Below are 26,151 nucleotides of genomic sequence, written 5' to 3' on the forward strand. Positions count from 1 at the left end.
TATGGGATTTTTTGATAAGATCAAACGAGCCTTTACTGGTGAAGAAGCACCAGAAGAAGTTGAAGTACAAGAGAAATATGACAAGGGTCTAGAAAAGACCCGTAAAACGTTCGGTGAACGAATGAATGAGCTGTTTGCAAACTTCCGTACAGTCGATGAAGATTTCTTCGAAGAATTGGAAGAAACATTGATCGGTGCGGACGTCGGATTTGAAACAGCCATCAAGATCACTGAAGCCTTACGCCAAGAAGTGAAGCTAAGAAACGCCAAGAAACCGGCAGAGATCCAAAATGCAATCATTGAAAAATTAGTGGAGCTTTATGAGCAAGAAGGAATCGATGAAGTCAACACGCTGAATCTCCAAGAAGAAGGTCTAACAGTGATCCTCTTTGTTGGTGTAAATGGTGTAGGAAAAACCACAAGTATCGGAAAACTAGCGCATCAATACAAAACAGAAGGCAAAAAGGTATTGTTAGCGGCAGCAGATACATTTCGTGCGGGGGCGATCGACCAATTAGTTGTTTGGGGCGACCGTGCGGAAGTCGAAGTAGTTAGAGGAAATGCCGGTGGCGATCCTGCAGCAGTCGTGTACGATGCCATTGAAAAAGCCAAAGAACAGCAAGCGGATATCTTACTCGTCGATACAGCTGGGCGTCTGCAAAACAAAGTCAATTTGATGAACGAATTAGAAAAAATCAAGCGAGTGATCCAACGAGAACTACCAGAAGCACCACATGAGATTTTACTCGTGTTGGATGCGACGACGGGTCAAAATGCCATGGTCCAAGCGAAACAGTTCAAAGAAACGACAGATGTAACGGGGTTAGTTTTAACGAAATTAGACGGTACAGCCAAAGGTGGGATCGTCTTAGCCATTCGTAATGAATTGCACTTGCCGGTGAAATTAGTTGGTCTAGGTGAAGGAATCGATGATCTAGAAGCCTTCGATCCAAATGATTTTGTGATTGGCTTATTCAAAGGCCTATTGAAAGAAGAATAGATAAGTGTGCATTTAGCGAAAGAGTTTGGAACAGAAGTGATCCATCTCAAAAAACAAAAGAGATTCTACGAATAATATTTTTCTGATTTTCGTGGTTTCCTGCTTGTTTTTTGGAGAGTGTCCTTTTGTTTCATCCTCTTTTTTTTATTTCATTCAAAGTATTTTTTCCGTAAACTTAGGTGATTTATAAAAAAAACACCCCTTTTTTCTCATTTTCAAACAATTTCATTCTTTTTCTTGGCGGTTTTTACTATAATGAGACATATGAATTGGAGGACATTTAACCATGAACTATAAAGAATTATTACTGCATCCTCGTTCACTGCCGTTTATTAGTCAAGCCCGCTTTGGGATTGAACGTGAAGGCCAACGTGTGAACTTCTCTGGAGAGCTGGCAACAACGAATCATCCTGAGATTTTTGGGGATCGTACGTATCATCCATACATCCAGACAGATTTTAGTGAAACTCAAGTCGAATTGATTACTCCGGTAACGGATTCTATCAACGAACTTTTTAATTATTTAGAAGCAATCTATGACGTCGCTTCACGCTCGATGGCAGATGATGAAATGATCTGGCCATTAAGTATGCCTCCTGCTTTACCTGAAAAAGACGAAGATATCATGATCGCAAAGCTTTCTAATTTCGAAGATGTCTTGTATCGTCGTTATTTGGCAAAAGAATATGGCAAACGCAAGCAAATGGTCAGCGGGATCCATTTCAACTTTGAATTTGGTGATGATCTTCTGCAAGCTTTATATACACAACAGGCAGAATTCACTGATTTTGCTGCATTTAAAACAGAATTGTATTTCAAAACAGCTCAGAATTTCTTGCGCTATCGTTGGTTAATCACTTATTTATTCGGAGCATCCCCTCTAAGTGAAGACCACTATTTCGTTGACAAACCGGCACCAGTAGAACCTGTGCGCAGTATTCGCAATAGTTCCTATGGTTATACGAACCATCCGAATGTCAAAGTATCGTATGCTTCTCTGCAACAATATTTGTCTGATATTGAAAGAATGGTCGAAGAAGGTAAATTATCTGAAGAAAAAGAATTTTATGCACCGATCCGTTTCCGTGGTGGAAAACGAGTAGCTGATTTGGCGAAATCGGGTATCCGCTATATCGAGTTGAGAAATATTGATTTAAATCCCTATGCACGTGTCGGTATCAGTCAAGAACAAGTGCAATTTTTACAATCGTTCTTATTGTATATGCTATGGACCGAACACGATGTAGCAGTTGATCGCTGGGTCGACGAAGGTGAACAGCGAAATGAACACGTATCGCTAGAAAATCCCGTGACTCAAACTGCTTTTTATGATGAAGGCATCCGTCTTCTTCAAGGGATGAAAGAGATGCTTGTGGCTTTAGGACAATCTGAGCGCCTAACAATGATTGACGAAATGATCGAACAATTTGATCATCCAGCTGAAACTCTGGCAGGGAAGATTTATCAACAAGCACAACAAACAAGTCAACATGCGTTTGCCTATGCTTTAGGAAAACAGTATGAAGAAGAAAGCCATGAACGATCCTATCAATTAGCAGGATTTCGTGAAATGGAGCTGTCGACACAAATCTTGATGTTTGATGCGATCCAAAAAGGCATCCAAGTGAAAGTATTAGATGAATCGGACCAGTTTCTACGCTTGCAACACCAAGATCATATTGAATATGTGAAAAATGCCAATATGACAAGTAAAGATAGCTACATCGTCCCATTGATCATGGAAAATAAAACAGTGACTAAAAAAGTTTTAAAGGAAGCCGGTTTCCGTGTACCTGAAGGAGCCGAATTCGATTCGATCGAAGAAGCTTTAACTGCTTATCCACGGTTTGCAGAACAAGCTTTTGTCATTAAACCGAAATCGACAAATTACGGATTAGGGATCACGATCTTTAAAGAAGGAGCTTCTTTAGAGGATTACCAGGCTGGTTTAGCAATCGCTTTTCGTGAAGATACTTCTGTACTGGTTGAAGCATTTATGCCAGGAACAGAATATCGTTTCTTTGTCATTGACGGCCAAGTAAAAGCCATCTTACTTCGTGTCCCTGCCAATGTTGTGGGTGATGGAAAACGAACAGTGGAAGAGCTTGTTGCTGAAAAAAATCTAGATCCATTAAGAGGAAGTCACCATCGAGCACCATTGGAATTGATCCAGTTAGGCGAACTCGAACAGTTGATGTTAAAAGAACAAGGATTAACAATCCATTCTGTTCCTGCAAAAGATCAAGTCGTGTACTTACGCGAAAATTCCAATATCAGTACAGGTGGGGATTCAATTGACGTGACGGATGAATTTTCCGAAGCATATAAACAAATTGCACAACAAGCGGTAGAAGCCTTAGGAGCAAAAATCAGTGGGATCGACCTGATCATTCCAGATAAAGATATTGATCCTCAAACAGATGAGCAAGCCTATGGCATCATCGAAGCCAACTTCAACCCAGCGATGCACATGCACGTCTATCCATTTGCTGGAAAAGGCAGAAGACTGACGATGAACGTGTTGGAATTGTTGTATCCTGAAGTAATCAAGACACGAAAAGAGAACTAAAATAAGTCGTTAAAAAGGGCTGTATTAAAAGTATTTAGCCACAATAAGCAATTTGATCCAAGAACAGCTTGCCTGTTTGGATCAAATTGCTTATTTTTGAATCAATTACTATTGAATATTTTGAATATTGCTTACGCAGTCTAGTAGTGCTGTTATGAGGAATATTCTGGTCTTGTTCAAAAGACAAGGATGTAGTTACAAACCTGATGAAATTAGGTAACAATATCTATCTAATCGAACTTTCATCCCATGGCTAGTGATGAATTGTTATACTGTTTTTGAAAGTGGTACAAAAAATATAGGGAGGAATTTTTTAGCGCAAGTAGTAAATATACCAACTTACATAAGGAAATAAAACGCATGAGTATCGACATGTACCTAGCCGATTCCCTGACACAAGCCAGTAGCACTAGTCACTTTTGCCAAAAACAAGTCACTGATTACCAGAATCTCCAACAAGTGATTACCCAGTTCACCTTACAAATGCCCAATCTTAAAGGAAAAGCGTACGATGCAGAGAAAGCCTATTTTTCTCAAGTACTTTACCCACTCGTCCAAGGATAAATCTTACTCTCCGAAGCGGTCGAAAAAGCAACAAAACGATTTCCTCAAGAATACATAGAACAAGTTGATTCCATTACCTTAAAACAATCCGAATTAGAAGCACAGATTCGCCAAATGAATCAATTTATCACTCAAGCAGAAGGAATAAGGCAACTGCTTCTTTCACCTTATATGCCAGAAGAACATTAAGGGTTTCAACTCAATCAAATACGTTGTTACTCGCAATGTACCATCTGGAATTGATAGAAAAACTTTTAATAAATGGCGTTCTAACTATTGGAAAAATAGAGCAAATGATTTTAAATAAAGGAGATGATGGAATGATCAATGAGTACAATAGGGCAAAAAAAATAATAGAAGAAAATAAGAATATAGCAGACGATTTTGGTGGCGCTTCTGATACTCTCATACGGTCGGCCCAACTAGAGCTTGAATTACAATTTCCAAAAGATTATCAACTTTTTTTATCATCTTTTGGTGCTTTAACGTTTGGCTCAATTGAAATTTACGGGGTTTTCAGAGAGGATTTTAAAAATTCTGGTGTTCCTGATACCGTTTGGGCAACTTTGAATGAACGGAAATTAGTAAATATGCCAAGGCACTTAGTTATTTTGTATAACACTGGAATGGGAGAAATGTATTGCTTGAATTATAAAGAATTAAATGGAAATGATGAACCTAAAATAACCTCATATTTCCCAGGTTTCCCTGAAGAATCGCAAAATAATGAAGTTTTATACAATGATTTTGGAGAATTTCTTCTAGATATGGTAAAAGACGAAATCAATTAATATATAAACAATTATCTGACGAGGTAGCCTATTAAAACCTTAATTTGATACGTAGAAGAATACTAGTGTGTCTTCATAATAAATTGGATCTATGCTTACAAGTATGATTTTCATTTGGATATTTGAAGTAATGAAACAGCTAAAAAGAAAAGTTATCTACAAAGAGACAACATAAATTATCGTGCAGATATGATTGACGACACTACTGATACTACAGTAATTAATGGTTTGGAATTAGTAATTACAGTGATTCGTAAGTAAGGGAGATAAGGGAATGAAATATGATGAGTTAGAATTGATGGAGCTTTTCTTATCTGAAGCTGGGAGTATAACTGATAATATAGGTGATGGCAATATCATGTATAAAATTTCCAAAGATGATTTTAAGTTGAAAATCTTTATAAGGACTTATGATAGCCAAGTCAGTGTATTTTTGACTTATAAAGAAACGGATGTTTTTTATGGGGATTTTTATAATATTACAGAACTAAAAAAGGAAGACATGTATCTAAAGATTTTTAAAGAAAATCAGGAAGTTGTAGAACTTTGTTTTGGGACAGTACTTTCAGTGAGTGTTAGCAATCAATAATTGAAGGGTTGACGTAATAAAAAAATGGGAAACCGGCAACTATATTTCCTGATGCAACCAGGCAACCATAAAATTAAATAAAGAAATGGTTAATATTTTAAAAAAAGAGAAAAGTGTTAGATATAAATGATGATTTTGGAATAGAAAAATGTTGGGATGAAATGACAAAAAATTTAACAAAGAATGAGGAAGAAACTATAGATTATCTTAATGGATGCGACAAAGATGATTTATATTATATCAGTAAAATTTATGAGGATATTTAAACTACATAACCCTCAAGAAAAGTAATTACGACTTCTAAATCTTTTGAAATAATTGCTAGTGGAAAAGAATGATGAAAATCCAAAATTATGAAAATAAACTAATTCAAGATGATATAGAAGTTGACTATTATACGCCAATCACAGTATCTTTTTCGGCAAATGATGATAAGTATAATATGGATAGCACTCAATGAAAGTATAACCTCTCCCACTTAAATTAGGTTGAAACATGGAGGAGATAGGACTTTTTCTGCACCAATAAAAAATCATCCACATCATTAGACCTATCTAGTTTGTGGATGATTCTTTTATTCTGGCGAATCGACTTCTGGATTCTGACAAGTTTTGATTAGAAACTCCAAGAATCGATTGATCTTTTAGCAATTATTTGAATAATCGGTTCCAAAAGCTTTTTTTCTTTGGTTCTTCTTCTTCTTGTTTCGTTGGATATTTTTCTTCTACGTCAATAACGGGTTCATTCACCGCTTCTTTGGTTGCAATCAAAAGACCAATACTTTCCGGATCTTCAGAAACATAATCGTTTACAACAGTGAATTTCGTTTGATTTTTCGTTGCCAATTGGATGTATTGATTCTGGATATCGAGGGGCAGGGTCCCATTTATCAGAATAAATGCTTCTGGTCGTTTCTCTAGTTCTTCTAGAAACTTTGCTTTGTTTGTCGGGTCATTCATTTCAGCAACGGTCATACTAAGATAGCAACGTTCACGGAAGGTACCTAGGTATTTATGCTGCTCTTCTGGGTTGACCAAAGGCGTGCCATACATTCCTTTGTCCAAATGATTTTTTAATTCATCTGATGCCATCCAATTTACCTCCTTTTGTTCTTTTAAGTCATTATAACATAGCAAGGTTCATCCTTGCGTGCTCCCGAATTTAAAGTGTTTCTTCTTGTTTTACTAAAAAAACGGTTGCTTTTGTTCAACACTTCACTTAGAATAAGAATGAGAATCATTCTCAGTTAGTGAGGTAGAGTAAAATGCGCGTGGGTCGCTTGATTGTTTTGTTAGTTATTTTAAGTATATGTTCGCTGTTTATTGGTGTGTCACGTGTCGAACTAATGGATATTATTCGATTTGAAGGTCAGAGTATGCAATTGTTATTGGCGACGCGTTTTCCGCGGACGATTTGTCTATTACTTGTTGGCGCAACGAGCAGTATTTGTGGCTTGATCATGCAGCATTTGACTCAAAACAAGTTTGTATCACCAACAACAGCAGGGACGATGGATAGTGCCAGATTGGGTATCTTAATGGTGATGCTCTTTTTACCGAATGCCTCTCTTTGGCTTCGTTCAGCAACTGCTTTTTTATTTGCTTTTGCCGGTACACTTTTATTTTTATCTTTTTCACGATTTTTCCCACAAAAAAATCAGTTGATGTTACCTTTGATCGGCGTGATGTTAGGAAATATTATTGGATCTGTTGCGACGTTTTTTGCGTATCAGTTTCAACTAGTGCAAAACATGTCATCTTGGCTGCAAGGCAATTTCGCCACAGTCATGCGGGGAAATTATGAGTTGTTATATGTCACGATTCCGTTATTACTTATTTTAGCTTTTTTTGCGTATCAATTTACGATCGTAGGATTAGGGGAATCTTTTGCAGTGAATTTAGGGATGAATTATCGCAACATGCAATTATTTGGGATCGGCCTCGTTTCTTTAGCCAGTGCGATTACATTGATCATGGTTGGTACCATTCCTTTTCTAGGTGTGATCATTCCGAATATCACCGCAAAGCTTTATGGGGATCAAGTACATAAAACATTGGGTATCACAGCGATTTTTGGAAGTATGTTTTTGCTGATTTGTGATATGATTGCGCGTCTTGTGATTTTTCCTTATGAGATTCCAGTCAGTGTGATCGTGGGGATCATCGGTGGCGTGATTTTCCTTTACTTGTTAGTAAGGGGGCGCAAGCATGGGTAAGAAAATAACTAGTCTATTTTTACTTTTAGTGCTACTCGTGATCGGCGTGTCGATTGGCTATTTGACGATCAATACGTATGGCAACTGGTCGTTTGCTTGGGCGTTGCGGAGTAAGAAAATCATGGCATTCATTTTAGTCGCACTCGCTACAAGTAGTGCGACGGTCAGTTTTCAAACCATCACTCAAAATCAATTTTTGACCCCCTCTGTATTAGGGCTGGATTCGCTCTATGTCCTTGTTCAAACGGTCCTGTTTTTCTTGATCGGCGGCGTGACGATGCTCCAGCAAACAGGTACAAGCTTTTTCTTGATCAACGTAGCATTGATGGTGGGTTTAAGCCAGTTACTGTTTTTCTTTTTGTTACGAAAGGAACAACCTAACTTGTTCTTATTGTTGATGACAGGCATGATCCTAGGCACACTGTTCAATAGCATCAGTACATTTTTACAAGTAGTGATGGACCCAAATGAATATGATTTGTTGCAGGGGAAATTATTTGCTAGCTTTGGAAATGTCCAGACAGGCTATCTCATTCCTGCTGCACTATTGATTGGCTGTTGTTGGTTGTTTCTTTTCTACAAAAGGCATTATCTGGATGTCTTTCATCTAGGAAAGGATCAAGCAACAAATCTGGGGATCGAGACCAAACGTTTTCAGTTTGCGATTCTTTGTTGTGTCAGTTTGTTGACCGGTACAGCAACTGCTTTAGTTGGACCAATCACTTTTCTAGGGTTTATTGTCGCAAATGTCAGTTATCGCTTGTTTGCGACGTACAGACATGGTGTTTTGTTAGTCGGCAGTTTTTTGATTGCGTTCTTATTTTTGACCGGTGGCCAATTGATCGTTGAGCAAGTGTTTGGGTGGAATACGACGGTCAGTGTCGTTGTCGAGTTTACTGGCGGGATTTATTTTATCACGAAATTGATTCGAGAAAGGAAGGAACTAAGATGATCAATTTAAAGATGGTCGATAAACGTTACCAAGGAAAAACAGTCATTGATTCCTTGCAATTAGAAATCTCGGATCAACAATTGACTGCCTTTATCGGTCCTAATGGTGCTGGTAAATCAACGGTTCTATCCATGATCAGTCGTTTGATTCCTAAAGATGCCGGTGAGATCTACTTGGATCACAACGAAGTAAAAGCTTGGAAGTCAAAAGAAATGGCAAAAAAGCTAGCGATTTTAAAACAATCAAATGAGATCAGTATGAAAATAACGGTCGAAGAACTTGTGTCATTTGGACGTTTTCCTTATTCAAAAGGAAAGCTGACTACAAAAGACCATGAAATCATTGAAGAATCACTCCAACATCTAGGGTTAGAAACGATGAAAGACCAAACGATCGGCACACTTTCTGGAGGACAACTACAACGAGCGTATATTGCGATGGTTCTTGCACAAGATACAGATTATATTCTATTGGATGAACCACTCAATAATTTAGATATGAATTTTGCAGTACAAATCATGCAAATTTTAAAGCGCCTTGTACAGGAATTAGGAAAAACCATCATCATTGTGTTACATGATATCAATTTTGCGGCGAGTTATGCCGATGAGATCATTGCAATGAAACAAGGGAAATTATTTAGGCAAGGCAAAACAAACGATATCATCAAAAAAGAGGTTTTAGATCAATTATACGAAATGGACATTCGAATCTGTGAAATCGAAGGACGCAGATTTTGTCTTTATTTCTAAAAAAATATGAAGGAGCGTCAAAATGAAGAAAATAGTTTTAGGATTTTTAGTCATGGCATCATTAGGATTAGCTGCATGTGGAAATAACGAAGCACAAACGAGTGAAACAACAGCATCAAGCGCCGTAGCAACAGATTCCAAGTTAACAGTCAAAGACAGTAATGGTGAATCTGTCGAAGTGCAACAAAACCCTGAGAAAGTCGTGGTATTCGATAATGGCTCTCTAGATACATTGGATGCGTTAGGTGTGGGAGATAAGGTAGTAGGTGCTGCAACTAAAAATCTTCCTGCGTACTTAGAAAAATATCAAGAAGTTGAATCTGCGGGGGGCATCAAAGAACCTGATTTGGAAAAAATCAATGAGATGCAACCAGATTTGATCATTATTTCAGGTCGTCAAAGAGATTATCAGGAACAATTGAGCCAAATCGCGCCAACGTTATTTTTGGCGCTGGACTCAGAAAAACCTTGGGAATCAATGCAAGAAAATGTGACAACATTAGGAAAAATCTTCGATAAAGAAACAGAAGCAGATGAAAAATTAGCAGATCTTAACGAAAAAATCACTGAAGTAAAAGAAAAAGCGAGTGCGCTTGATCAGACAGCTTTAGTCACTTTAGTCAATGAAGGCCAGCTTTCAGCTTACGGATCAGGCTCACGTTTCGGATTAGTTCATGATTTATTTGGGTTTAAACAAGCAGATGATCAAATCGAAGCATCTACGCATGGTCAAAGTGTTTCTTACGAATATGTTTTAGAGAAAAATCCTGGAATTTTATTTGTGATCGACCGTACGCAAGCAATTGGAGGAGACACAAGCAACGATAACGTCGCTGCGAATGAACTAGTGGCGCAAACAGATGCCGGTAAAAATGATCAAGTGATTTCATTGCAACCAGACGTCTGGTATTTGAGCGGTGGTGGACTTGAATCAATGAATTTAATGATTGAAGACGTGAATCAAGCGTTAAAATAACTCTCCAGTGAATAACTAAGAAAATGAACCTGGGACATTAGAGCCCTTGTACACCCTAAAACTGAATAAAAGGTGATGCAGAAGTAGCTCCTATAGAAATAAGCGTGAACCCCCAAAAATTTGAAGAAAAATTTTCGGGGGTTCACGCTTATTTCTCGGAGCTGAGGATTTCTGTACAACTTCATTTAATGGGTGATTGTTTGATCGTTAGGAAAATCCAGTGTCAGGGTAAATTCATTATCAACTTCATACGGGTCGATTCGCGGTGTTGGGTCATGGAAGAAGTGAGCAAGCCATTGTCGAAACATAAGATCGCCTCCTTTGATTTGACTCAAGGATACAAGGCGAACCTTAGAGAAAGCTTAAAGCTTAAATTTAAGCGTGTGTTTCAGCTAATGGTTGATAATTAACGATTTTGACTTGACGATAAAAGTCAGCTGGCAGTTTTGTCCAGCGTTTCAAGAGCTGATAAAAATAGCTTTCTTCTGCTTTGATTTTGTATTCACTTAGAATCAAGCCAAAGTAATTTGGTTTCTTCTTCGCTAATTTATGATAGATCGACAGTGCTTTTTCTTTGTCTTCATCAACGAATAATGTTTTCACTTCGATGTATGAACCTTCAATATTTTGTGTTTCTTCAATAAAGTAAATACTCTTTATATACTCTGCCATCTTCTTATCCTCCTGTACTCATTTACTTGATAAAATAACTTTACAGAAAAATTGTTAATAAATCGTGAACAAAAAATTATTCTTTTTCAGGGATTGTTTAAGTTTTTTCGCTTTTTTATGTATGAAATGTTATTTTAAGACAAAGTTAAGATTTAGCTTGCTTCTTTTCGTGAACTTCGATAAAGTAATTTAAAACAATTGAAAAGGTAGGGATGCACATGGAATTATTGATCAATCGAAACTTGGTATTTGCTGAAAATCGTGTGATAGAAACGGAACGTTTAATTTTAAGACCAGTTGCACTAGAAGATTCAGAGGATATATTTGAATATGCCCATGATGAAGAAACATGTCGCTTCGTTTTCCCTCGCCATCAGTCAATTGAAGATACAAAAATCAATGTGGCCAATTTTTTTATGACGGCACCACTTGGGAAGTATGCCATTGAATGGAAAGAAAACGGGAAGATGATCGGTACGATCGATTTGCGGATACAAGAAGGCGATGATACGGGTGAACTAGGTTATGCGTTAAATAAAAAGTATTGGGGAAAAGGAATCATGCCAGAAGCCGGAAAAGCCCTAATTGATCTTGGTTTTGAAAAGATGGGACTCGTAAGGATTTTTGCTTATTATAATATAAAAAATAGTAAATCAGGTCGAGTGATGGATAAGCTAGGGATGAGAGAAGAAGCTGTGATCCCTGATGCGAAACGCGAAAAAGGAGAACTCATTTCAATGGTTCTTAAAGGAATTACCCAAAAAATGTGGTTAGAAAGTAAACAAAAAACAAGTTAGTTGCAACTTCATGCAAAAATCATTAAGCTGAAACTGAGGTGATTAAGATGGAATTTATCGTATCAAAAGAAGCAGAAGAACTGCTTCGTAGAAAAGTGAATGAGAATGAACAATTATTGCTGGATGTAGAAGACGGAGATGGACCATTTGCAAATAGCCGAATCACTTGCCAAATCGATACTTCTTTTCGTCTGATTATTGTAAACAAAGAGACATCAGCAGATTTGAGCTTATATTCTGAAGTAGTTGATACTCAAATGGGACCAATAAAAATCAAGAAAAGTGCGTTAGTTTATTTAGATAATCCGACAACTTTAGCGGTAGAACCAACTTACAAGAGTCTACAACTAAAAGGTCCTGGAGGAATCATCAAAAACAATGTTCAAATCGTTACATCAAATATTTAAGATTTAGAAGGAAAACGTATGGGGAATTTAGCAATCATCAGTGACTTACATGTCGATATCAATCAATTTGGTGAGGCTGAATTACTGATTTTATGGAACGTCTTACAACAAAAAAAGATTACTCGGCTACACTTGGCTGGTGATACTGCCAATAAAGTAGATCGCTGTGTCGCTGTCGCTGAATTTTTTGCAGAGCGGCTACCGACGACTTTTCACTTTGGGAATCATGAGTTAGCCGATGTCACTGGTGAAGCGATGATCAGTCATTTTCCAGATGCGCATTTTTTGAATGAACGCTATATCCCACTAAACGAAGATACCGTATTATTAGGTATCAACGGTTGGTATGATTACCAATTTTCAGAAGAAACAGACGTGAATAAAATCGTTCGGATGAAGCGTTTATACTGGTATGATCGTTTGATCGAACGAGAAGGCACGGATTTAGAAGTGAATGAACGAGTATTGGAAGCGACAAGATCCTTATTGGATACTTTGCGTAAAAAGAATTTAAATGTGATCTTATCGACGCATTTTGTTCCGAAACAAGAGTTCATTGTTTACCAAAATGCTCCTTATGAACGGTGGAACCAACTCAACGCGTTCTTAGGATCAGCTTCATTTGGGCAATTACTGGATCAATATGACAATCTTCAACAAGTTGTGTTTGGCCATACGCATCGGCGATTTGAGGATAAATCCCTTCAAGGAACGACGTATAGTTGCCGTCCTTTTGGCTATTATTACGAATGGCAATTGACGCGGGATTTCATCAACGAGTATCAATTGATTGATCGCTACAACCCAATGAAATTGCGTGTATTATTGCGTACCCATCGTCCAGAATTTAAGGAGTACCAATTGCAACATTTAAAACAAGAGTTTGAACAAGCGTTAACAGTGATTGCTTACTGAGAATGTGAAGCCCCCCAGTGTCATCGAAACTGACACTGGGGGGCTTTTATGTATTTTTTATCGTCCCAATCTTTTCTCAGCTATTGTATAGACTTCATTATCTGAGCGTCTACCAATTGCTATGATTTCAATTATTTCTATACCAAAATTTGATTCTCTAAATATAACTCTTAATCCTAAACGCTTATGTTTTAGTTTTCTACAGTCTTTTAATTTTCCACGTAATTGTTGCCCGGTTTGCATCCCATGTAACTCTATTTTCATAAAAGATTTGAGGATCTGTTGTTTTTGACTATTATCGAGCTGTTGAAAATCTATTTTTGATTTTTCTGTTAATTTTACTTCATAGATCATTCCCATTCATCCTTGATTTCCGCTACCTTATTTCGCCAATCCTGCCCAGCAACTTCATCGATCGTGTAATAACTTGTTGTCGAAAGCTCAAAAGGAATCTTTTTTTTCTTGGCAATTTGCTTAAAATAAATCGTAATTGCTGTCGTGTAATCTAGCCCTAAATCAGATAATAAACTACCAACTTCTTTTTTCAATTCACTGTCTAAATTGATACTTAATCGTTCTTTTGTCTTATTTGTGTCCATAGTAAGTTCAGCCCTCTTTTTTTGTGCTATTTATGCACCTATTGTACACCTGTTTGGAGATGTGTACAATAAGAACATTCTTTTTTTGCACTATTGATGAATAAAGAAAAAAATTCTCCCAACGAACGAACACGCTGTGTTCTTATATTCATAGGTGTTTTATAATTAATATATCTATCGAATAAAGCAAAAGGAGGGGAACATTATGGCAACAATTACAGTTCGTGTGACAGAAGATGAGAAAAAATTTTTGGATGAAATGGCTAAATTTGAAGGAAAGAGTCTATCTGATTTACTTAAAACAAAAACATTAGATGCTTTAGAAGATACCTATGATGCAAAAATAGGAGATTTGGTCTATGAAGAATATTTGAAAGATAAAAAGTCGAGTGATTTATCTGTCATTTTAGAGAAGTATGATATAGGTGAAAAAATGATTTACTTGGTAAATACAATAGCCATCTTCGATAAGTAAATAAGAAAACTAAAGAAATTTGAAGTAACAACTTATTATAAGATGATTACATAAACATAAACAGATCAAAGGCATAAAAAATTCTATAAATACAGGTGGGTGACGATACAGAACGGAAAATTATCGCGTCATTACAAAGATTGATGATGAGCAGTTGATTGTTTTAGCATTAGAAGTAGGACATAGAAAAAATATATATCTATAGTAGCATCTACTCCGAAGTGAATTTTTGTACACTTCGGTTTTTTGTATTCAAAGCTCTTTTCAATGAATTTTGTATTTTTGAATATGTACGTGTCAGGCTAACTGTGCAGGGAACGCCGTATAAAAATGATCTAGGTAATGCAGATTTCACACTGAATATGAACTTTTCTTCATGCGACACAAAAATTAATCCATAGGATGAAATTAGTCTCGAATATCCAAATGAAACAGTGAGCTTAACTGGAAAATATGGATATCAAGGGAGAGTTGTTTATTCTAGTAAGCATGATGGCTCAATAATGCTTTGTCCTGTATCAAGTCATTTTCAACAACCGGAGAACCCAGATATTTTAAAGTAAGAAGAACAGAAAATACTTGATAATGCACAAAGGGTAAACATACCAACTAGGGTTCCTTGAGAGATTCAGTTCTTGATTCGTGCAATGAATATTTCCAACTGAGTCTACAAAAGAAAATAGCATATATCAACTTTTCGTGTCTTGTTTTACCAAGTCAAATACAAAAGCACCTCATTCAAAAAGAATAAAGGTGCTTTTGTATTGATTTATCTAACCGAGAGTTTATTCCGATTTTTAATAAAGATAAAACTTATCACACCAACCGCAAAGAGTACCAAGCCAAAAAGTAAAGTATGAGCGGTGCCAATTGGATAAGGTGCAATCTGACCTTGATTCAAAGCAAGTAGCGAAAGATAACCAATCAACATAGAAATTGGCATAAAGGAAATTCCCATGAGATTAAGCCAATCAACATAAAAGGGTGCTTTTTCTTTCGACAATGTTTTTCCGATAAAGTAGCCAGCAATTCCGACTGCTTGGATAATCATTGAACCCCAAACATCTTCTAACATTTGTTCTGCATACCAGCCAGAAAATGCACTGTATAAACCAATCGCAACAAAGGCTGTGGAAGAGATATAGAGAATTTTACTTAATATTTCTTTGGTTTGTTGGTCTTTATCTTTTACTGTTTCAATTCCTTTTAGGATGTAATCGGTGGTGACTTCAAAAAATTCACTAAGCATAATTATTTTTTCTAAGTCCGGTGTACTTTGCCCGCTCTCCCATTTAGAAACGGCTTGCCTTGAAACGTTCATCGTGTCAGCAAGTTCCTCTTGAGATAGCCCTTTTGTTTTTCTCAAGTGTTGTATTCTTTCTGCCATATCCATCGTCAACACTCCTTTCTTTCCTGCATTTATTGTAACAATTTTAACGGTTGCGTAGCTACTATCTACCTGTTGCGTTCTGTCAACTGGCAGTTGCAAGAGTGGTTTTTAAGCTTGAAATCAACAAAAAACGGAAATCTAAGGAATTGCTTCCAAAGATTTCCGTTTTTACAGTACGCATTCATTTTATGCCATAAATAATGCTTTGTAGAGAAAGACTGCTACGATACCGGCACAAATCGGTGCGACAACTGGTACCCAAGCGTAATCCCATTGTGAAGAACCTTTATGTTTCAATGGTAACAACGCATGAACCAAACGTGGCGCAAAGTCACGAGCAGGGTTCAATCCAGGACCAGTAGGACCACCTAGTGAAGCGACCAATGTCCAAACTAAGAAACCAAGAGCTAAATGAGCTGTTCCTAAGTTATCTTGGAAAAATGGTGCTTTTGTGATACCTAATGCGCCAAAGAATAAAACGAATGAACCGAAGAACTCATTGACGAAACCGTTGAATTTAGAACCAACGCTGTTGATCGTAGAGAAAGTACCTAATACATGATTCACGTCTTCTGTTTGATCGTAATAAGGTTTGTAACAAGCGACAACGATCAATTGGCCAAGAGCCGCTCCAAGTAGTTGAGCGACGATATAAGGTACGACTTCTGCCCAAGGGAATAACCCATTAGATGCTAAAGCAATCGTAAATGCCGGATTGATATGATTTCCGCTGATTCCACCAAAAATCATTGCTGGCATCATAACCCCAAAACCATAGCCGACCGCAATCAGCATCCAGTCACTGCCATATCCTTTTGTTCCTTTTAAGTCTACGTTTGCAACAGCACCATTACCTAAAACGATCAATAATGCTGTACCAAGTAGTTCCGCCGCAAGACGGGTCATAAGTGAATAATCCATAATACCCTCCATCAATTTATTGAAATATAAAAAAGAAACAGCAACACAAGTGGGTGAAGTGTTCCGTAAGAGGTGTATTTCTGTTGTTGTGATAAGTGCAAAATAAAAAATGACTTCTTTATGCAAAGAAATCCGAACAACAGGTGATACATTGATAAAACCCTATGACACAAAACACCAACCCTAACTATAAATATATCAAAAAAAAATATCGATTTTTATCAAATAGTGTCGGTTGTGATCTGCATTTTTTGAAAAATTTCAGAAAAATATCGATATGCCAATGGAAAAGAAAATGTATGGAACCAATCAAAGGCAGAACTATCCTTAATTGCTTCCTTCCTTTGGTAGTGCATCTGTTTGGATGTTTAGACAACGATTATATGCTACAATGAAGGAAATACGATCAAGGGGTGAAGTTGTTGTATTTGTCTTCTGAGTACTTAAAACGTTTTGACAAAGACTTATATTACAAAGTGCTCTTGCTCGAAAGCTTTGAAGATCAAGCAGGGCATACAGCTGTTCAACTTGCGCAAAAACTTCAGTTAGACGCGCGAAGTGTGTCCAAATATTTAAATGAATTGAGCAAAAACTATCATAGATTCAGTGGGAAAAATCAAGATTTATTTACAAAGAATAATCGCTCAGGTTATCATTTTTATCCTTCATTGGATCCCATTGAACGTGAACGCTTTTTGATTTATCTCGTGCAAAGTACGCTAAAGTATCAGCTGTTGCACGACATTTTTTTTGAAGAATTCCACACGCTCTATCAATTTGCCCAAAAGCATTATATCAGTGAGTCAACTGTTCATCGGAAAATCAATGAATGGAAAGAACAGTTTTCTGGATATGGCATCCAACTAAAAAGGGGAAGCTATATCGCATGCGGGGAAGAAGAAATCATTCGACTATATCTACATATGACTTTTTGGCAATTGTTTCGTGGAAAAGTTTGGCCTTTTGAAACGATTCCGCAAGAAGATGTGAAGCAAATCGCTGAACAAATTTTACTGTTTTTTGATGTGCGTTTGCATGAAATCAAAAAGCGGCGATTAGAGTATATGTTAGGAGCGTTTTTCTTACGCAAATCCCAAAAACATTATGTGGTTTTGAATAAGAAAAAGCGTGATTTGATTGAAGAAAATCCACTATTTAAAGCGTTCTGTCAATGGATGGAGCCTTTCTTACCCAACTATTTTCAAGCGAAAGAAGAATTAGGGGCGCTATTTCTCGTATTGATGACTCGGGAAGAATATTATCAAGCACCAATGATCCGTCAGCAGTTCTTCACTTTTCATCAACAACAACAAACGCCTCCTTTTACAGCTTTAATAGAAGCAAAAAAGGCGGTAAGTACGTATTATCAAGAGCAAAAACTAGAAGAAGAACCATTTACAAAAGAAGCAGAGAACTATTTATTCAGTAGTCACCTATTTGCTTATTTATTCCCTCAAGCGAAAGAAATGATTGATGAGAACGGTAACGATTTTAGTAGGCATTTAGTGATTGAAAATGAGTCGTTGAAACAGTGGTTGCGGAATTTTTTCAACAAAGAAAAGCAACATTCAGACGAGTGGGTCTATGAAAACGAGACATTTTTAATGCGAAGATATTTAACTGTGTTAAAAACAATGCGTGCGTTCAATCGACAATTGCCCAAGGTCACTATTTTATTGATGACGGATTTCCCTCTTTTTGAAGAAGAATTACTAAAAGAAAAACTAAGACAATTCTTCAAAGAAGAGTACCAGTTGTCGTTTTTGCCAGCGGATTATCGGGGAAAAGAGGTTGATCTGTTACTGTCTACAAGTAAGGTCCATCGCAAACCTTGGGCGGACTTAGATTACTTTATCGTGACCGCTGACCTTGAACTCTCGGATTATATCCGATTATTTGATAAAATCAAAGAAATCCAAATAAAGAAAGCGAGAAAAAAAACATGACATTTGAAGAAGTATTACCCAAGTTGAAAACAGGTGCGAAAGTCATTCGAAAAGGCTGGAGCGGATTTGAATTATATGTAGTTCTTGTATCAGGCGATGAATTTGATGGGTGTCCAGTTACGCCATATTTTCTGATCAAAACAAGTGATGAAGGATTTTCAAGCTTCGCGCCAACCGTTTGTGACATTCTAGCAGAAGATTGGATGATCGTTGAATGACCAATCATTATCCTGATTTAGCGAATCAAGTCGTCTTTGTGACAGGCGCAGCTCAAGGAATCGGTGCTGCGCAAGCAGAAGCTTTTTTAAACCAACAAGCGGTCGTGTTTGGAGTGGATTTGAAATTAGGACGTATGGAAGAACTAGCTACAAAATACCCTGAGCATTTTGTTCCATTTATCGGTGACATTTCGCAAAAAGAAGTGATTGAAAAAGCGGTCATGACTTGCCGTGAAACAGTCGGGACCATTACTATTTTGTTGAACACCGCAGGGATTCTTGATGATTACAAGCCTTTGTTAGAAACAGAAGAAACACTTTGGGATCGAATCTATGAGGTCAACGTGAAAAGCTTGTTTCGACTAACAAAACAAGTATTGCCGGATATGTTAGAAAAGCAAACAGGTACGATTATCAACATGGCCTCGATTGCAGGTATGGTAGCTGGTGGTGGCGGAATCGCCTATACGAGTGCGAAGCATGCAATCATCGGGTTTACGAAACAATTAGCTCTTGATTATGCGGCTCAAGGGATCCGCGTAAAAGCCATCGCACCAGGAGCTATCCAAACACCAATGAATGCGGCTGATTTTGCAGGCGATGGAGAGATGGCAAAATGGGTGGCAGAAGAGACACCTGTCAAACGTTGGGCGCAACCAGAAGAAGTGGCAGAATTAACGTTGTTTCTTGCGACGCCTCAAGCGAGTTATATCCATGGGGCAGTCGTCCCAATCGATGGCGGTTGGCTGCTTAAATAGTAATAAACAGAATAAGTGGGGGTGAAAGGATGAAAGGGCTCAACTGGTTGATGCCTCTTGGAATGGTCAGTGTAGTGGCATATGTTTTACATGTTTTTCTTGGTCAACACCTTTGGAAAACCTATGATCCAATCACCACAGACATTAGCTCGTTAACCGCAGTCGATGCACCAAATGCGGAATTATTGAATGCAATCCTGCTTGTTTATGGATTATGCTTTTTACTTTTCGTCGTTGGAATGGTCGTGAAATCAGTTGAAAAGTATCATTGGTTGACCCGAATCGGTTATCTGCTCTTTCTTGTGATGGCAATTACCACGGTGGTGGGGTATAAACTATTTCCACTGACCGGCGACAAAACGGAGATGAATTTTCAAAATATGATGCACATCATCGTGACGATCATTGTCGTATTCACTACCATTTCCGCCCTTTTCCTGATTGGTTTTGGCTACCTTAAACAAGAAAAACTACCAACATTTGGAAAAATCTGTATAGCAACTGCCACATTGATTACTTTATTTGGGGCATTGAATCCAATTGGTATGGCACAAGGTTGGAATATTTTAGGATTGACAGAACGAATGGTGATTTTTCCGCTGCAAGCATTTGTTTTTTTCCTGTCTTATATCTATACAACAAACAATAAGTTGATAGTGAGCGACGAATAATGTCCCAGACACATAATAGGAATAGTTAAGCGAAAGGTAAAGCTATTTTGAATAAGAAATAAGGAAACCTAGGATAAAAACCAGAGAATGTTCTGGTTTTTGTTCTAGGTTTATTTCTAACGAAGAAATCGTATATGTCTTAAATTACTGAATAACCCTTCATTTCTATCTATAACCAAAAAAATAAAATAACAAAAGTTACGTGTTTTGTGTGATAAAAAACGTTTGTTTTCATATGTTTCGAAAAAAATGAATGGAAATAAAATTACATTTTAGTTATAATTGGATGATAAATGAATAATATTATAACGGTTTATTCCTACAAGTAAGCGTAAATACCAGTCAAGAAGAGTTGAAATCATTTTTAAACCAAACAACTGTGTGTAGATTACCGGAAACCGTATAAATAACTATCTCATTTTTTATGTATGCGATTTCTTTACGGAATGTGCATAGAGGGAGGATTTGCATGTTAGAAGTGAATAATTTAGTAAAGAGTTTTGGGAATTACACAGCAGTGGATCAAGTATCCTTTCAAATTCCCCGTGGGAAGATCATGGGTTTGATCGGGCAAAACGGAGCTGGGAAAACGACGACTTTTCGTTTGATTTTAGATTTTTTGACACAAGATCAAGGAGAGGTTTTATGGAATGGACAACACTTAAGTGAAAAAGACTATGATGTGATTGGCTATTTGCCAGAGGAACGCGGACTTTATCCAAGGGTATCAATCCAAGAACAGTTGATTTATTTTGCCTCACTTCGAGGGAAAACCAAAAAAGAAATCGAACCTAAAATCGATTTTTGGATGGAGAAATTTCAAGTGAAAGGAAAGAAAACAGATAAAGTAAAATCGCTGTCTAAAGGAAATCAACAAAAAGTCCAACTGATTGCTACATTGATCCATGAACCTAAATTGATCATTCTAGATGAACCATTCAGCGGCTTAGATCCAGTCAATGCAGAGTTATTAAAAGATGGGATCATCGAATTGAAAGATAAAGGTTCAAGTGTCATCTTTTCAAGTCATAATATGGACAATGTGGAGAAGATTTGTGATCATTTGATCATGTTACGGAATGGAAAAATGGTTTTAGATGGCAAAGTCCATGAGATCCGTGAAGCCTTTGGGCGTACAAAGCTGTTTCTTGAATCAGATCTTTCGAAAGAAGAGATTGAAGAAATCAGTGGCGTACAACAAGTCAATATGCGTGAGGACCAATCTTTAGAAATCACATTAGAAGATCCAGAAGTAGGTAAAGAAATTTTCGCTCGTGCCATGCAATCTGGCTATATCCCAATGTTCAATCAACAACCACCAACATTGGAAGAAATATTTAAAATGAAAGCGGGTGAGCTCGGTGCGTAAATTTTGGATCATTGCAAAAGATGTCTATTGGAAAAATGTCAAAACGTTCTCCTTTCTCATCATGATTCTAGTTCCGTTTTTTACCATGGGAATCAGTTATGTTGCAAGTACGTTTGCACAACGAACTGGTGAAATCAATCGTATAGGGATCGTAGCAGACAATGAGGAAATTTCTCAGTATCTGGAACAAATCAAGTCGGATGATTTTGAATTTGAAGCAGTAGAGACTGAACAAGCAGGTGAAGAGAAGTTAGCAGACGAGCAGTTAGATGCGTATATGATCATTTCAACTGAAAATAATACCGTTTCTGGAGAGTTGTTCAGTGAGAATTCATTAGGACAAGTGACTCAAGTCATAATCCAACAGCAGTTGAATGGCATCCAATCGATGATTCGTGCGACAAACTTAGGTGTAACGCCTGAAGAAGTTGCTCAACTAAGTCAGCAGGCAACATTTACTCGGCAAAAAGTCAGCTTTGACGAGAATGGTGAAATGATGATCGGAGAAGATCATTCGCGAGTCCAAAATATAGTCAGTTCGATTGTTAGCGTGTTCTTGCTTCTTATTATCATGACTTATTCACAAATCATTGCGCAAGAAATTGCTTCTGAAAAAGGAACAAGAATCATGGAAGTCATATTATCGAGTACTACGGCACAAAAACATTTTTATGGAAAATTGACAGGAATCTTACTTGTGGCACTCACGCAAATGGGATTGTATGCCATTATTTTTGGATTTGGCTATACGCAGTTCAAAGATATGGAGATCGTCCAAATGTTTTTAGCAGATGTATCCTTGGAGATGTTCTTTGGACCATTCCTATGGTATGTACTACTATTTATGATTTTAGGTATTTTGATCTATTCTATTTTAGCGGCTCTTTGCGGTTCGTTAGTCAATAAAGCAGAGGATACAGCAAAAGCAATCGTTCCTGTGACGTATCTTTCTATTGGTGGCTATGGATTAGGGGTGATGCTAGCTGTAATTGATCCGAGTAATATCGTTCTTCGCATCACGTCTTATATTCCATTTCTTTCGTCATATATCATGCCGATTCGCTTGGCAAATGAAACAGCGCAGAATATGGAGGCTTGGATTTCATTGATCATCCTGCTTGTAGCGACATTAGGACTGATGTTCTTTTCTGCCACAATGTATAAATCCAATGTCTTGGTCTATAGTGAAGGTGGGATTTGGAGTTCCTTGAAACAATCGATTTCCATCATGCGAAATGAGAAAAAATAGTAAATATAATGACATATGAAAAACAAGCCAGATTCCTCAGAATACGCTGATGAATCTGGCTTGTTTGCAAAAAAGACAGCTAAGGACGAGAAGTATTTAACTAGATAAAAAAATTCTGGTAATAGAAAAGTAAATTTTAGGAGAGTAAAAAATGTTAAAAACAATGAATGACCGACAAGTGAAGCAATGTGAGAAATACTATACAAAATGTATGGCAGATGAAAAAAAAGAAGGAAAAGTGATTCGATTTACAGATGAGCGATTACTAGATATGTATGACCTAAATTTCACGTTGATCGCTGAAAGTGATTCCCAAGAGGAGTTGTTGGATATCATCGAACGGGAAGTGTTGCTTAGAAAAGAACAAAAGCATTCATTTTGTAAAATCCAAATATATTTTCAACTCAACAGTGAGCAGTTAGCACAAGTTGAACAACAAGTTGAAATAGAAACAGATGGTTTTTATTTGTTTGATTTGTCTAAATTTGATCATATCCGCTCAAGAACAGACTGTAAAGTAATAAAAGTCACGAATCTTTCGCAATTAAAAGAAAAATTGATGATTGAGTTAGAGGACGAAACGGACCCAGATTACATGGCTTTTGTAGAAAATAAAGAAAAACGCAAAGAAGAAGTTTATTTGAGTGAAGGCAAAATTAATACGTATCTTTGTTATGATGAGACAAATCAAGTGGTGGGCAGTTGTGATTTGTTTATTCATCAAGGGATAGCAAAAATTGAAGATTTCCACATCATTTCTGAGGAACAGCGCAAAGGGTATGGCACGACGTTGATCAAAGAATTAATGAAGGATGCCATAGAACAAGGAGCTACCAAGGTTTATCTAGTAGCGAATGAAGACGAAACAGCAAAAGAGATGTATTTAAAACTTGGGTTTGAAAAAATCGGAGAACAGCAGGGGATCTTCTTTCAATGGTAGTTAGGTAAAATAAGTTTCACTTTACTACCGATTGATTTTACTGATTCGTCAAGTATTACTATAGCTACTAACTTGTTATTGGAGAGAATAAATGGAGACAATCGTATTTGCCCCAGCAACATTCAATTTAGCGGAAACAACAAGAATGATTGAGGTAGCAAATAATTTAAAAGACGCGGGGCATTGTATTTTTTTTGGATTTTCTAAAACTTATAAGCATCTAATAGAGGATGCAGGATTCACTTTTTATTTATTAAAACCTATATTTACCTTGGAACAAGAGAAACAAATAATCAAAGTAGATCAAATGAAGTCCATCAGACATCCGTTTACGTTTAAAATCGTTCAGGAACGAATAGAAAATGAGTTGGCTTTCTATCAGAAGAAGCAGCCTAAAGTGATTGTCACAGGAACGAATATCACTGCCTTTTTATCCGCTAGAATCTATAAAGTACCACTGATATATATCAAACCTTTTACGTTGACAAGAGAGCAACTATCTTTGTATGATGCACCTGCACCTCATCAACTGACACAAAAAATAATTCCAACCAACTTCATTTGGTCAATCTGCAAAAAAATATTCCTTCATACAAAATGGAAACCTTATGCACTAAAGCGTGTAGCCAAAAAGTATGGTTTGACACTTCCAAAATATACGATTGACTTATTATCGGGTGAGTTGGATTTGCTCACGACGCATCCAACGTTTATTTCGGAAGTACCCTTATCAAAAAATATGCGTATAGTAGGTCCCATTTATGCTCGATTCGATTTAGAAATACCTGATTTCATCAAAAAGGTGATTCAAGCTGCGAAAGCGAATAAAGTGAAAGTGATCTATTTATCTATGGGGAGTTCAGGGAACAAAAAAATGATCTTAAAACTTTTGAATATTCTTAACAGATTGGATTGTGTCGTGATAGCACCAGTAAAACACTTCATAACAGGAGATTCTAACGAAAATAATTTTGGTAAGAATATCTATTTGACAGAGTTATTACCAGCACATCTGATTTCAAAAGAAGTTGATCTTTCAATCATCCATGGCGGAGAGGGAACTGTCCAAACGGCTTGCACATCAGGTAAGCCATTTATTGGTGTCGGACTTCAATATGAGCAAGAATTGAACATTCGCTATTGTGAACAATTTGGGAATGCATTATCTGTACGTCCAAATGAAATAAAGTATCATAAAATAGTAACTATGCTTCAAAAAATTTCTTCCAAGAGATATAGCCAAAAAGCAATCGAAATGAAGACACTTATGGAGATAGATGGTGCAAAAAATGCAGCAGAGATCATTAAGGCAGAATATCTCTGAAATAAGTAGAAAAAAATAAGTGGTGTTAGGAGATAATGTAGATGAAAGCCTTATATTTTGAAAGCTTTGGAAGTTCGGACGTCTTGCAGTATGGTGAACTTCCTGAACCCGTAATTGCCAACAAAGAACTATTAGTTCAAATGGAGTATATAGGACTGAATTACGCAGATATCTATCGAAGAAAAGGAAATTACCATATCGAAAAACATATACCTTATATCAATGGCTATGAAGGAGTAGGCACTGTAGTGGAAATAGGTACCGCGGTCGCCGAGTATGAAGTTGGTGATAAAGTCTTGTTTGTTGATGTTCCGTTTGCTAATGCTGAATTGGTAGCTGTACCTGAAGAAAAGGCGATAAGAGTACCAAAGACAATCGATATCCAATTAATAGCAAGCATTGGGCTACAAGGCTTGACCGCAGATTTTTTAGCGCATGATCTAGGTTTGAACGGCAAGGATGAGAATGTTTTCGTACATGGTATCAGTGGTGGCGTAGGGCAAATCTTATCGCAAATGCTCACGGCAGATGGCGTCAAAGTTTATGGTGTAACTTCTACAGAAGAGAAGCAACAACTCGCATTGAACCAAGGCGCAGAGATGGTCTTTGTGAGAAATTCTGGTTGGGAATCTGAATATCATTCTTTTTTTGATACAGTCTACGATGGCGTAGGATCTACTTTACTTGAGAGTACTTCGTTGCTCAAAAATAGAGGAAAGGTGGTTTTCTTCGGTATGGCTGGGGGAAATCCACCAGCTATTGATTTCATCCAATTATTATCTCAATCAAAAAGTATACTAACTGGCGATTTATGGGATTACTTGACCAGCGCAAACCAACGAAAAGAAAGAAGCGCAAGGCTGTTCAAGTATTTTGAAGAGGAAAAAATAGTAACAAGTCCACCAACGATTTATGCTTTAAAAGAGGGGAAACAAGCACATGAGCATCTTGAATCAGGTAAAAGTATCGGGAAAATACTTTTGCAACCTTCGTAAGTTTTTTCGTCACCAATCTAGGATAAGAAAAATATTTCGGTAATAAGGCGGAAGCTACCAAAATTTGGCTCATTTGGTGGATTACGCTTTATTTCCC

General features: G+C 37.1%; 30 protein-coding genes and 1 pseudogene. 24 read left to right on the top strand and 7 right to left on the bottom strand.

The genetic code is table 11. The annotated features are described in order from the left end of the window. Window position 1 precedes the first annotated feature (1 nt). From ftsY to DOK79_RS06685, 6 genes are all read left to right on the top strand, one after another. The gene (ftsY, locus tag DOK79_RS06665; protein ID WP_206854558.1) at window positions 2–1,000 is read left to right on the top strand and encodes a signal recognition particle-docking protein FtsY; all 999 of its coding nucleotides are present in this window, start codon (window positions 2–4) and stop codon (window positions 998–1,000) included. Between the two features lie 286 nt (window positions 1,001–1,286). Next, window positions 1,287–3,569 carry a bifunctional glutamate--cysteine ligase GshA/glutathione synthetase GshB gene (gene gshAB / locus DOK79_RS06670; protein WP_206854555.1) on the top strand — a complete coding sequence of 761 codons (2,283 nt, stop codon included), beginning with the start codon at window positions 1,287–1,289 and terminating at the stop codon, window positions 3,567–3,569. Between the two features lie 360 nt (window positions 3,570–3,929). Further along, the gene (locus tag DOK79_RS06675) at window positions 3,930–4,133 is read left to right on the top strand and encodes a hypothetical protein (protein WP_242543228.1); all 204 of its coding nucleotides are present in this window, start codon (window positions 3,930–3,932) and stop codon (window positions 4,131–4,133) included. 238 nt (window positions 4,134–4,371) lie between these two features. Continuing rightward, window positions 4,372–4,440 (top strand): hypothetical protein, encoded by a 69-nt coding sequence (locus DOK79_RS15485; protein ID WP_421757549.1) that lies wholly within the window; start codon window positions 4,372–4,374, stop codon window positions 4,438–4,440. Between the two features lie 13 nt (window positions 4,441–4,453). Beyond that, window positions 4,454–4,924, top strand: coding sequence for an SMI1/KNR4 family protein (locus DOK79_RS06680; RefSeq protein WP_242543227.1), 471 nt, complete (start codon window positions 4,454–4,456; stop codon window positions 4,922–4,924). A 274-nt stretch (window positions 4,925–5,198) separates the two neighbouring features. Continuing rightward, window positions 5,199–5,513: a hypothetical protein gene (locus DOK79_RS06685; protein WP_206854553.1), complete on the top strand. Its 315-nt coding sequence runs from the start codon at window positions 5,199–5,201 to the stop codon at window positions 5,511–5,513. Between the two features lie 650 nt (window positions 5,514–6,163). On the opposite strand, the gene DOK79_RS06690 is transcribed toward DOK79_RS06685, so the two are convergent. Then, window positions 6,164–6,604, bottom strand: a complete 441-nt coding sequence (locus DOK79_RS06690; RefSeq protein ID WP_206854550.1) for a YueI family protein — start codon at window positions 6,602–6,604, stop codon at window positions 6,164–6,166. A 173-nt stretch (window positions 6,605–6,777) separates the two neighbouring features. Between DOK79_RS06690 and DOK79_RS06695 the strand changes: the two genes are divergently transcribed. The 4 genes from DOK79_RS06695 to DOK79_RS06710 are packed head-to-tail and all read left to right on the top strand — an operon-like array spanning window position 6,778 to window position 10,408. Beyond that, complete coding sequence (locus DOK79_RS06695; RefSeq protein ID WP_206854549.1) at window positions 6,778–7,728, top strand: ABC transporter permease; 951 nt, start codon at window positions 6,778–6,780, stop codon at window positions 7,726–7,728. Continuing rightward, window positions 7,721–8,680 carry an iron chelate uptake ABC transporter family permease subunit gene (locus DOK79_RS06700; protein ID WP_206854546.1) on the top strand — a complete coding sequence of 320 codons (960 nt, stop codon included), beginning with the start codon at window positions 7,721–7,723 and terminating at the stop codon, window positions 8,678–8,680. Before DOK79_RS06695 ends, DOK79_RS06700 begins: the two co-directional genes overlap by 8 nt. Next, window positions 8,677–9,432, top strand: coding sequence for an ABC transporter ATP-binding protein (locus DOK79_RS06705; RefSeq protein ID WP_206854543.1), 756 nt, complete (start codon window positions 8,677–8,679; stop codon window positions 9,430–9,432). Before DOK79_RS06700 ends, DOK79_RS06705 begins: the two co-directional genes overlap by 4 nt. 22 nt (window positions 9,433–9,454) lie before the next feature. Continuing rightward, window positions 9,455–10,408, top strand: coding sequence for a siderophore ABC transporter substrate-binding protein (locus tag DOK79_RS06710; RefSeq protein WP_206854539.1), 954 nt, complete (start codon window positions 9,455–9,457; stop codon window positions 10,406–10,408). A gap of 185 nt (window positions 10,409–10,593) precedes the next feature. Here DOK79_RS06710 and DOK79_RS06715 read toward each other — a convergent pair whose 3' ends face one another. Together DOK79_RS06715 and DOK79_RS06720 are read right to left on the bottom strand one after the other, a co-directional pair. Continuing rightward, window positions 10,594–10,716: a hypothetical protein gene (locus DOK79_RS06715; protein WP_254905451.1), complete on the bottom strand. Its 123-nt coding sequence runs from the start codon at window positions 10,714–10,716 to the stop codon at window positions 10,594–10,596. A 67-nt stretch (window positions 10,717–10,783) separates the two neighbouring features. Continuing rightward, window positions 10,784–11,080: a hypothetical protein gene (locus DOK79_RS06720; protein WP_206854537.1), complete on the bottom strand. Its 297-nt coding sequence runs from the start codon at window positions 11,078–11,080 to the stop codon at window positions 10,784–10,786. 218 nt (window positions 11,081–11,298) lie between these two features. Here DOK79_RS06720 and DOK79_RS06725 point away from each other — a divergent pair, with 218 nt between their 5' ends. Genes DOK79_RS06725 through DOK79_RS06735 form a run of 3 tightly spaced genes read left to right on the top strand, consistent with a single transcriptional unit; the run spans window position 11,299 to window position 13,199 of the window. Then, complete coding sequence (locus DOK79_RS06725) at window positions 11,299–11,877, top strand: GNAT family N-acetyltransferase (protein ID WP_206854535.1); 579 nt, start codon at window positions 11,299–11,301, stop codon at window positions 11,875–11,877. A gap of 47 nt (window positions 11,878–11,924) precedes the next feature. Continuing rightward, a complete protein-coding gene (locus DOK79_RS06730; protein WP_206854532.1) occupies window positions 11,925–12,284 on the top strand; it encodes an iron-sulfur cluster biosynthesis family protein in 360 nt (119 codons plus the stop codon). 18 nt (window positions 12,285–12,302) lie between these two features. Continuing rightward, a complete protein-coding gene (locus DOK79_RS06735; RefSeq protein WP_206854529.1) occupies window positions 12,303–13,199 on the top strand; it encodes a metallophosphoesterase in 897 nt (298 codons plus the stop codon). Window positions 13,200–13,256: 57 nt separating this feature from the next. On the opposite strand, the gene DOK79_RS06740 is transcribed toward DOK79_RS06735, so the two are convergent. Continuing rightward, the gene (locus tag DOK79_RS06740) at window positions 13,257–13,553 is read right to left on the bottom strand and encodes an addiction module toxin RelE (protein ID WP_206854526.1); all 297 of its coding nucleotides are present in this window, start codon (window positions 13,551–13,553) and stop codon (window positions 13,257–13,259) included. Next, the gene (locus DOK79_RS06745) at window positions 13,550–13,798 is read right to left on the bottom strand and encodes a type II toxin-antitoxin system RelB/DinJ family antitoxin (RefSeq protein ID WP_206854524.1); all 249 of its coding nucleotides are present in this window, start codon (window positions 13,796–13,798) and stop codon (window positions 13,550–13,552) included. The genes DOK79_RS06740 and DOK79_RS06745 overlap by 4 nt, the downstream gene beginning before the upstream one ends. Window positions 13,799–14,003: 205 nt before the next feature. On the opposite strand from DOK79_RS06745, the gene relB reads away from it, so the two are divergent. Further along, complete coding sequence (gene relB / locus DOK79_RS06750; RefSeq protein ID WP_206854521.1) at window positions 14,004–14,273, top strand: type II toxin-antitoxin system RelB family antitoxin; 270 nt, start codon at window positions 14,004–14,006, stop codon at window positions 14,271–14,273. A gap of 103 nt (window positions 14,274–14,376) precedes the next feature. After that, window positions 14,377–14,478: pseudogene (locus DOK79_RS06755) on the top strand (type II toxin-antitoxin system RelE family toxin); the annotation flags it as partial. Window positions 14,479–15,042: 564 nt separating this feature from the next. Here the strand turns inward: DOK79_RS06755 and DOK79_RS06760 are convergent. Together DOK79_RS06760 and DOK79_RS06765 are read right to left on the bottom strand one after the other, a co-directional pair. Further along, window positions 15,043–15,666 (bottom strand): helix-turn-helix domain-containing protein, encoded by a 624-nt coding sequence (locus DOK79_RS06760; RefSeq protein WP_206854519.1) that lies wholly within the window; start codon window positions 15,664–15,666, stop codon window positions 15,043–15,045. A gap of 183 nt (window positions 15,667–15,849) precedes the next feature. Then, entirely contained in the window at window positions 15,850–16,584 is a 735-nt protein-coding gene (locus DOK79_RS06765) for an MIP/aquaporin family protein (RefSeq protein ID WP_086335311.1), read from the bottom strand. Window positions 16,585–17,006: 422 nt separating this feature from the next. Here DOK79_RS06765 and DOK79_RS06770 point away from each other — a divergent pair, with 422 nt between their 5' ends. From DOK79_RS06770 to DOK79_RS06810, 9 genes are all read left to right on the top strand, one after another. After that, entirely contained in the window at window positions 17,007–18,530 is a 1,524-nt protein-coding gene (locus DOK79_RS06770; RefSeq protein WP_206854778.1) for a helix-turn-helix domain-containing protein, read from the top strand. Next, complete coding sequence (locus tag DOK79_RS06775; protein ID WP_206854515.1) at window positions 18,527–18,748, top strand: DUF2829 domain-containing protein; 222 nt, start codon at window positions 18,527–18,529, stop codon at window positions 18,746–18,748. The genes DOK79_RS06770 and DOK79_RS06775 overlap by 4 nt, the downstream gene beginning before the upstream one ends. Continuing rightward, on the top strand, window positions 18,745–19,506 hold the full coding sequence (locus tag DOK79_RS06780; protein WP_206854513.1) for a 3-oxoacyl-ACP reductase: 762 nt from the start codon (window positions 18,745–18,747) through the stop codon (window positions 19,504–19,506). Before DOK79_RS06775 ends, DOK79_RS06780 begins: the two co-directional genes overlap by 4 nt. Window positions 19,507–19,535: 29 nt before the next feature. After that, the gene (locus tag DOK79_RS06785) at window positions 19,536–20,177 is read left to right on the top strand and encodes a DUF998 domain-containing protein (protein ID WP_206854511.1); all 642 of its coding nucleotides are present in this window, start codon (window positions 19,536–19,538) and stop codon (window positions 20,175–20,177) included. A gap of 469 nt (window positions 20,178–20,646) precedes the next feature. After that, window positions 20,647–21,546, top strand: coding sequence for an ABC transporter ATP-binding protein (locus tag DOK79_RS06790; RefSeq protein WP_206854509.1), 900 nt, complete (start codon window positions 20,647–20,649; stop codon window positions 21,544–21,546). Continuing rightward, on the top strand, window positions 21,539–22,795 hold the full coding sequence (locus tag DOK79_RS06795) for an ABC transporter permease (protein ID WP_206854506.1): 1,257 nt from the start codon (window positions 21,539–21,541) through the stop codon (window positions 22,793–22,795). The genes DOK79_RS06790 and DOK79_RS06795 overlap by 8 nt, the downstream gene beginning before the upstream one ends. Window positions 22,796–22,946: 151 nt before the next feature. Continuing rightward, window positions 22,947–23,735, top strand: coding sequence for a GNAT family N-acetyltransferase (locus tag DOK79_RS06800; RefSeq protein ID WP_206854504.1), 789 nt, complete (start codon window positions 22,947–22,949; stop codon window positions 23,733–23,735). A gap of 91 nt (window positions 23,736–23,826) precedes the next feature. Then, complete coding sequence (locus DOK79_RS06805) at window positions 23,827–25,059, top strand: nucleotide disphospho-sugar-binding domain-containing protein (RefSeq protein ID WP_206854500.1); 1,233 nt, start codon at window positions 23,827–23,829, stop codon at window positions 25,057–25,059. Between the two features lie 41 nt (window positions 25,060–25,100). Continuing rightward, complete coding sequence (locus DOK79_RS06810; RefSeq protein ID WP_206854497.1) at window positions 25,101–26,054, top strand: zinc-binding dehydrogenase; 954 nt, start codon at window positions 25,101–25,103, stop codon at window positions 26,052–26,054. Window positions 26,055–26,151 lie beyond the last annotated feature (97 nt).

The organism is Enterococcus sp. DIV1094, from assembly GCF_017316305.2.
Taxonomy (GTDB): domain Bacteria; phylum Bacillota; class Bacilli; order Lactobacillales; family Enterococcaceae; genus Enterococcus_B; species Enterococcus_B mangumiae.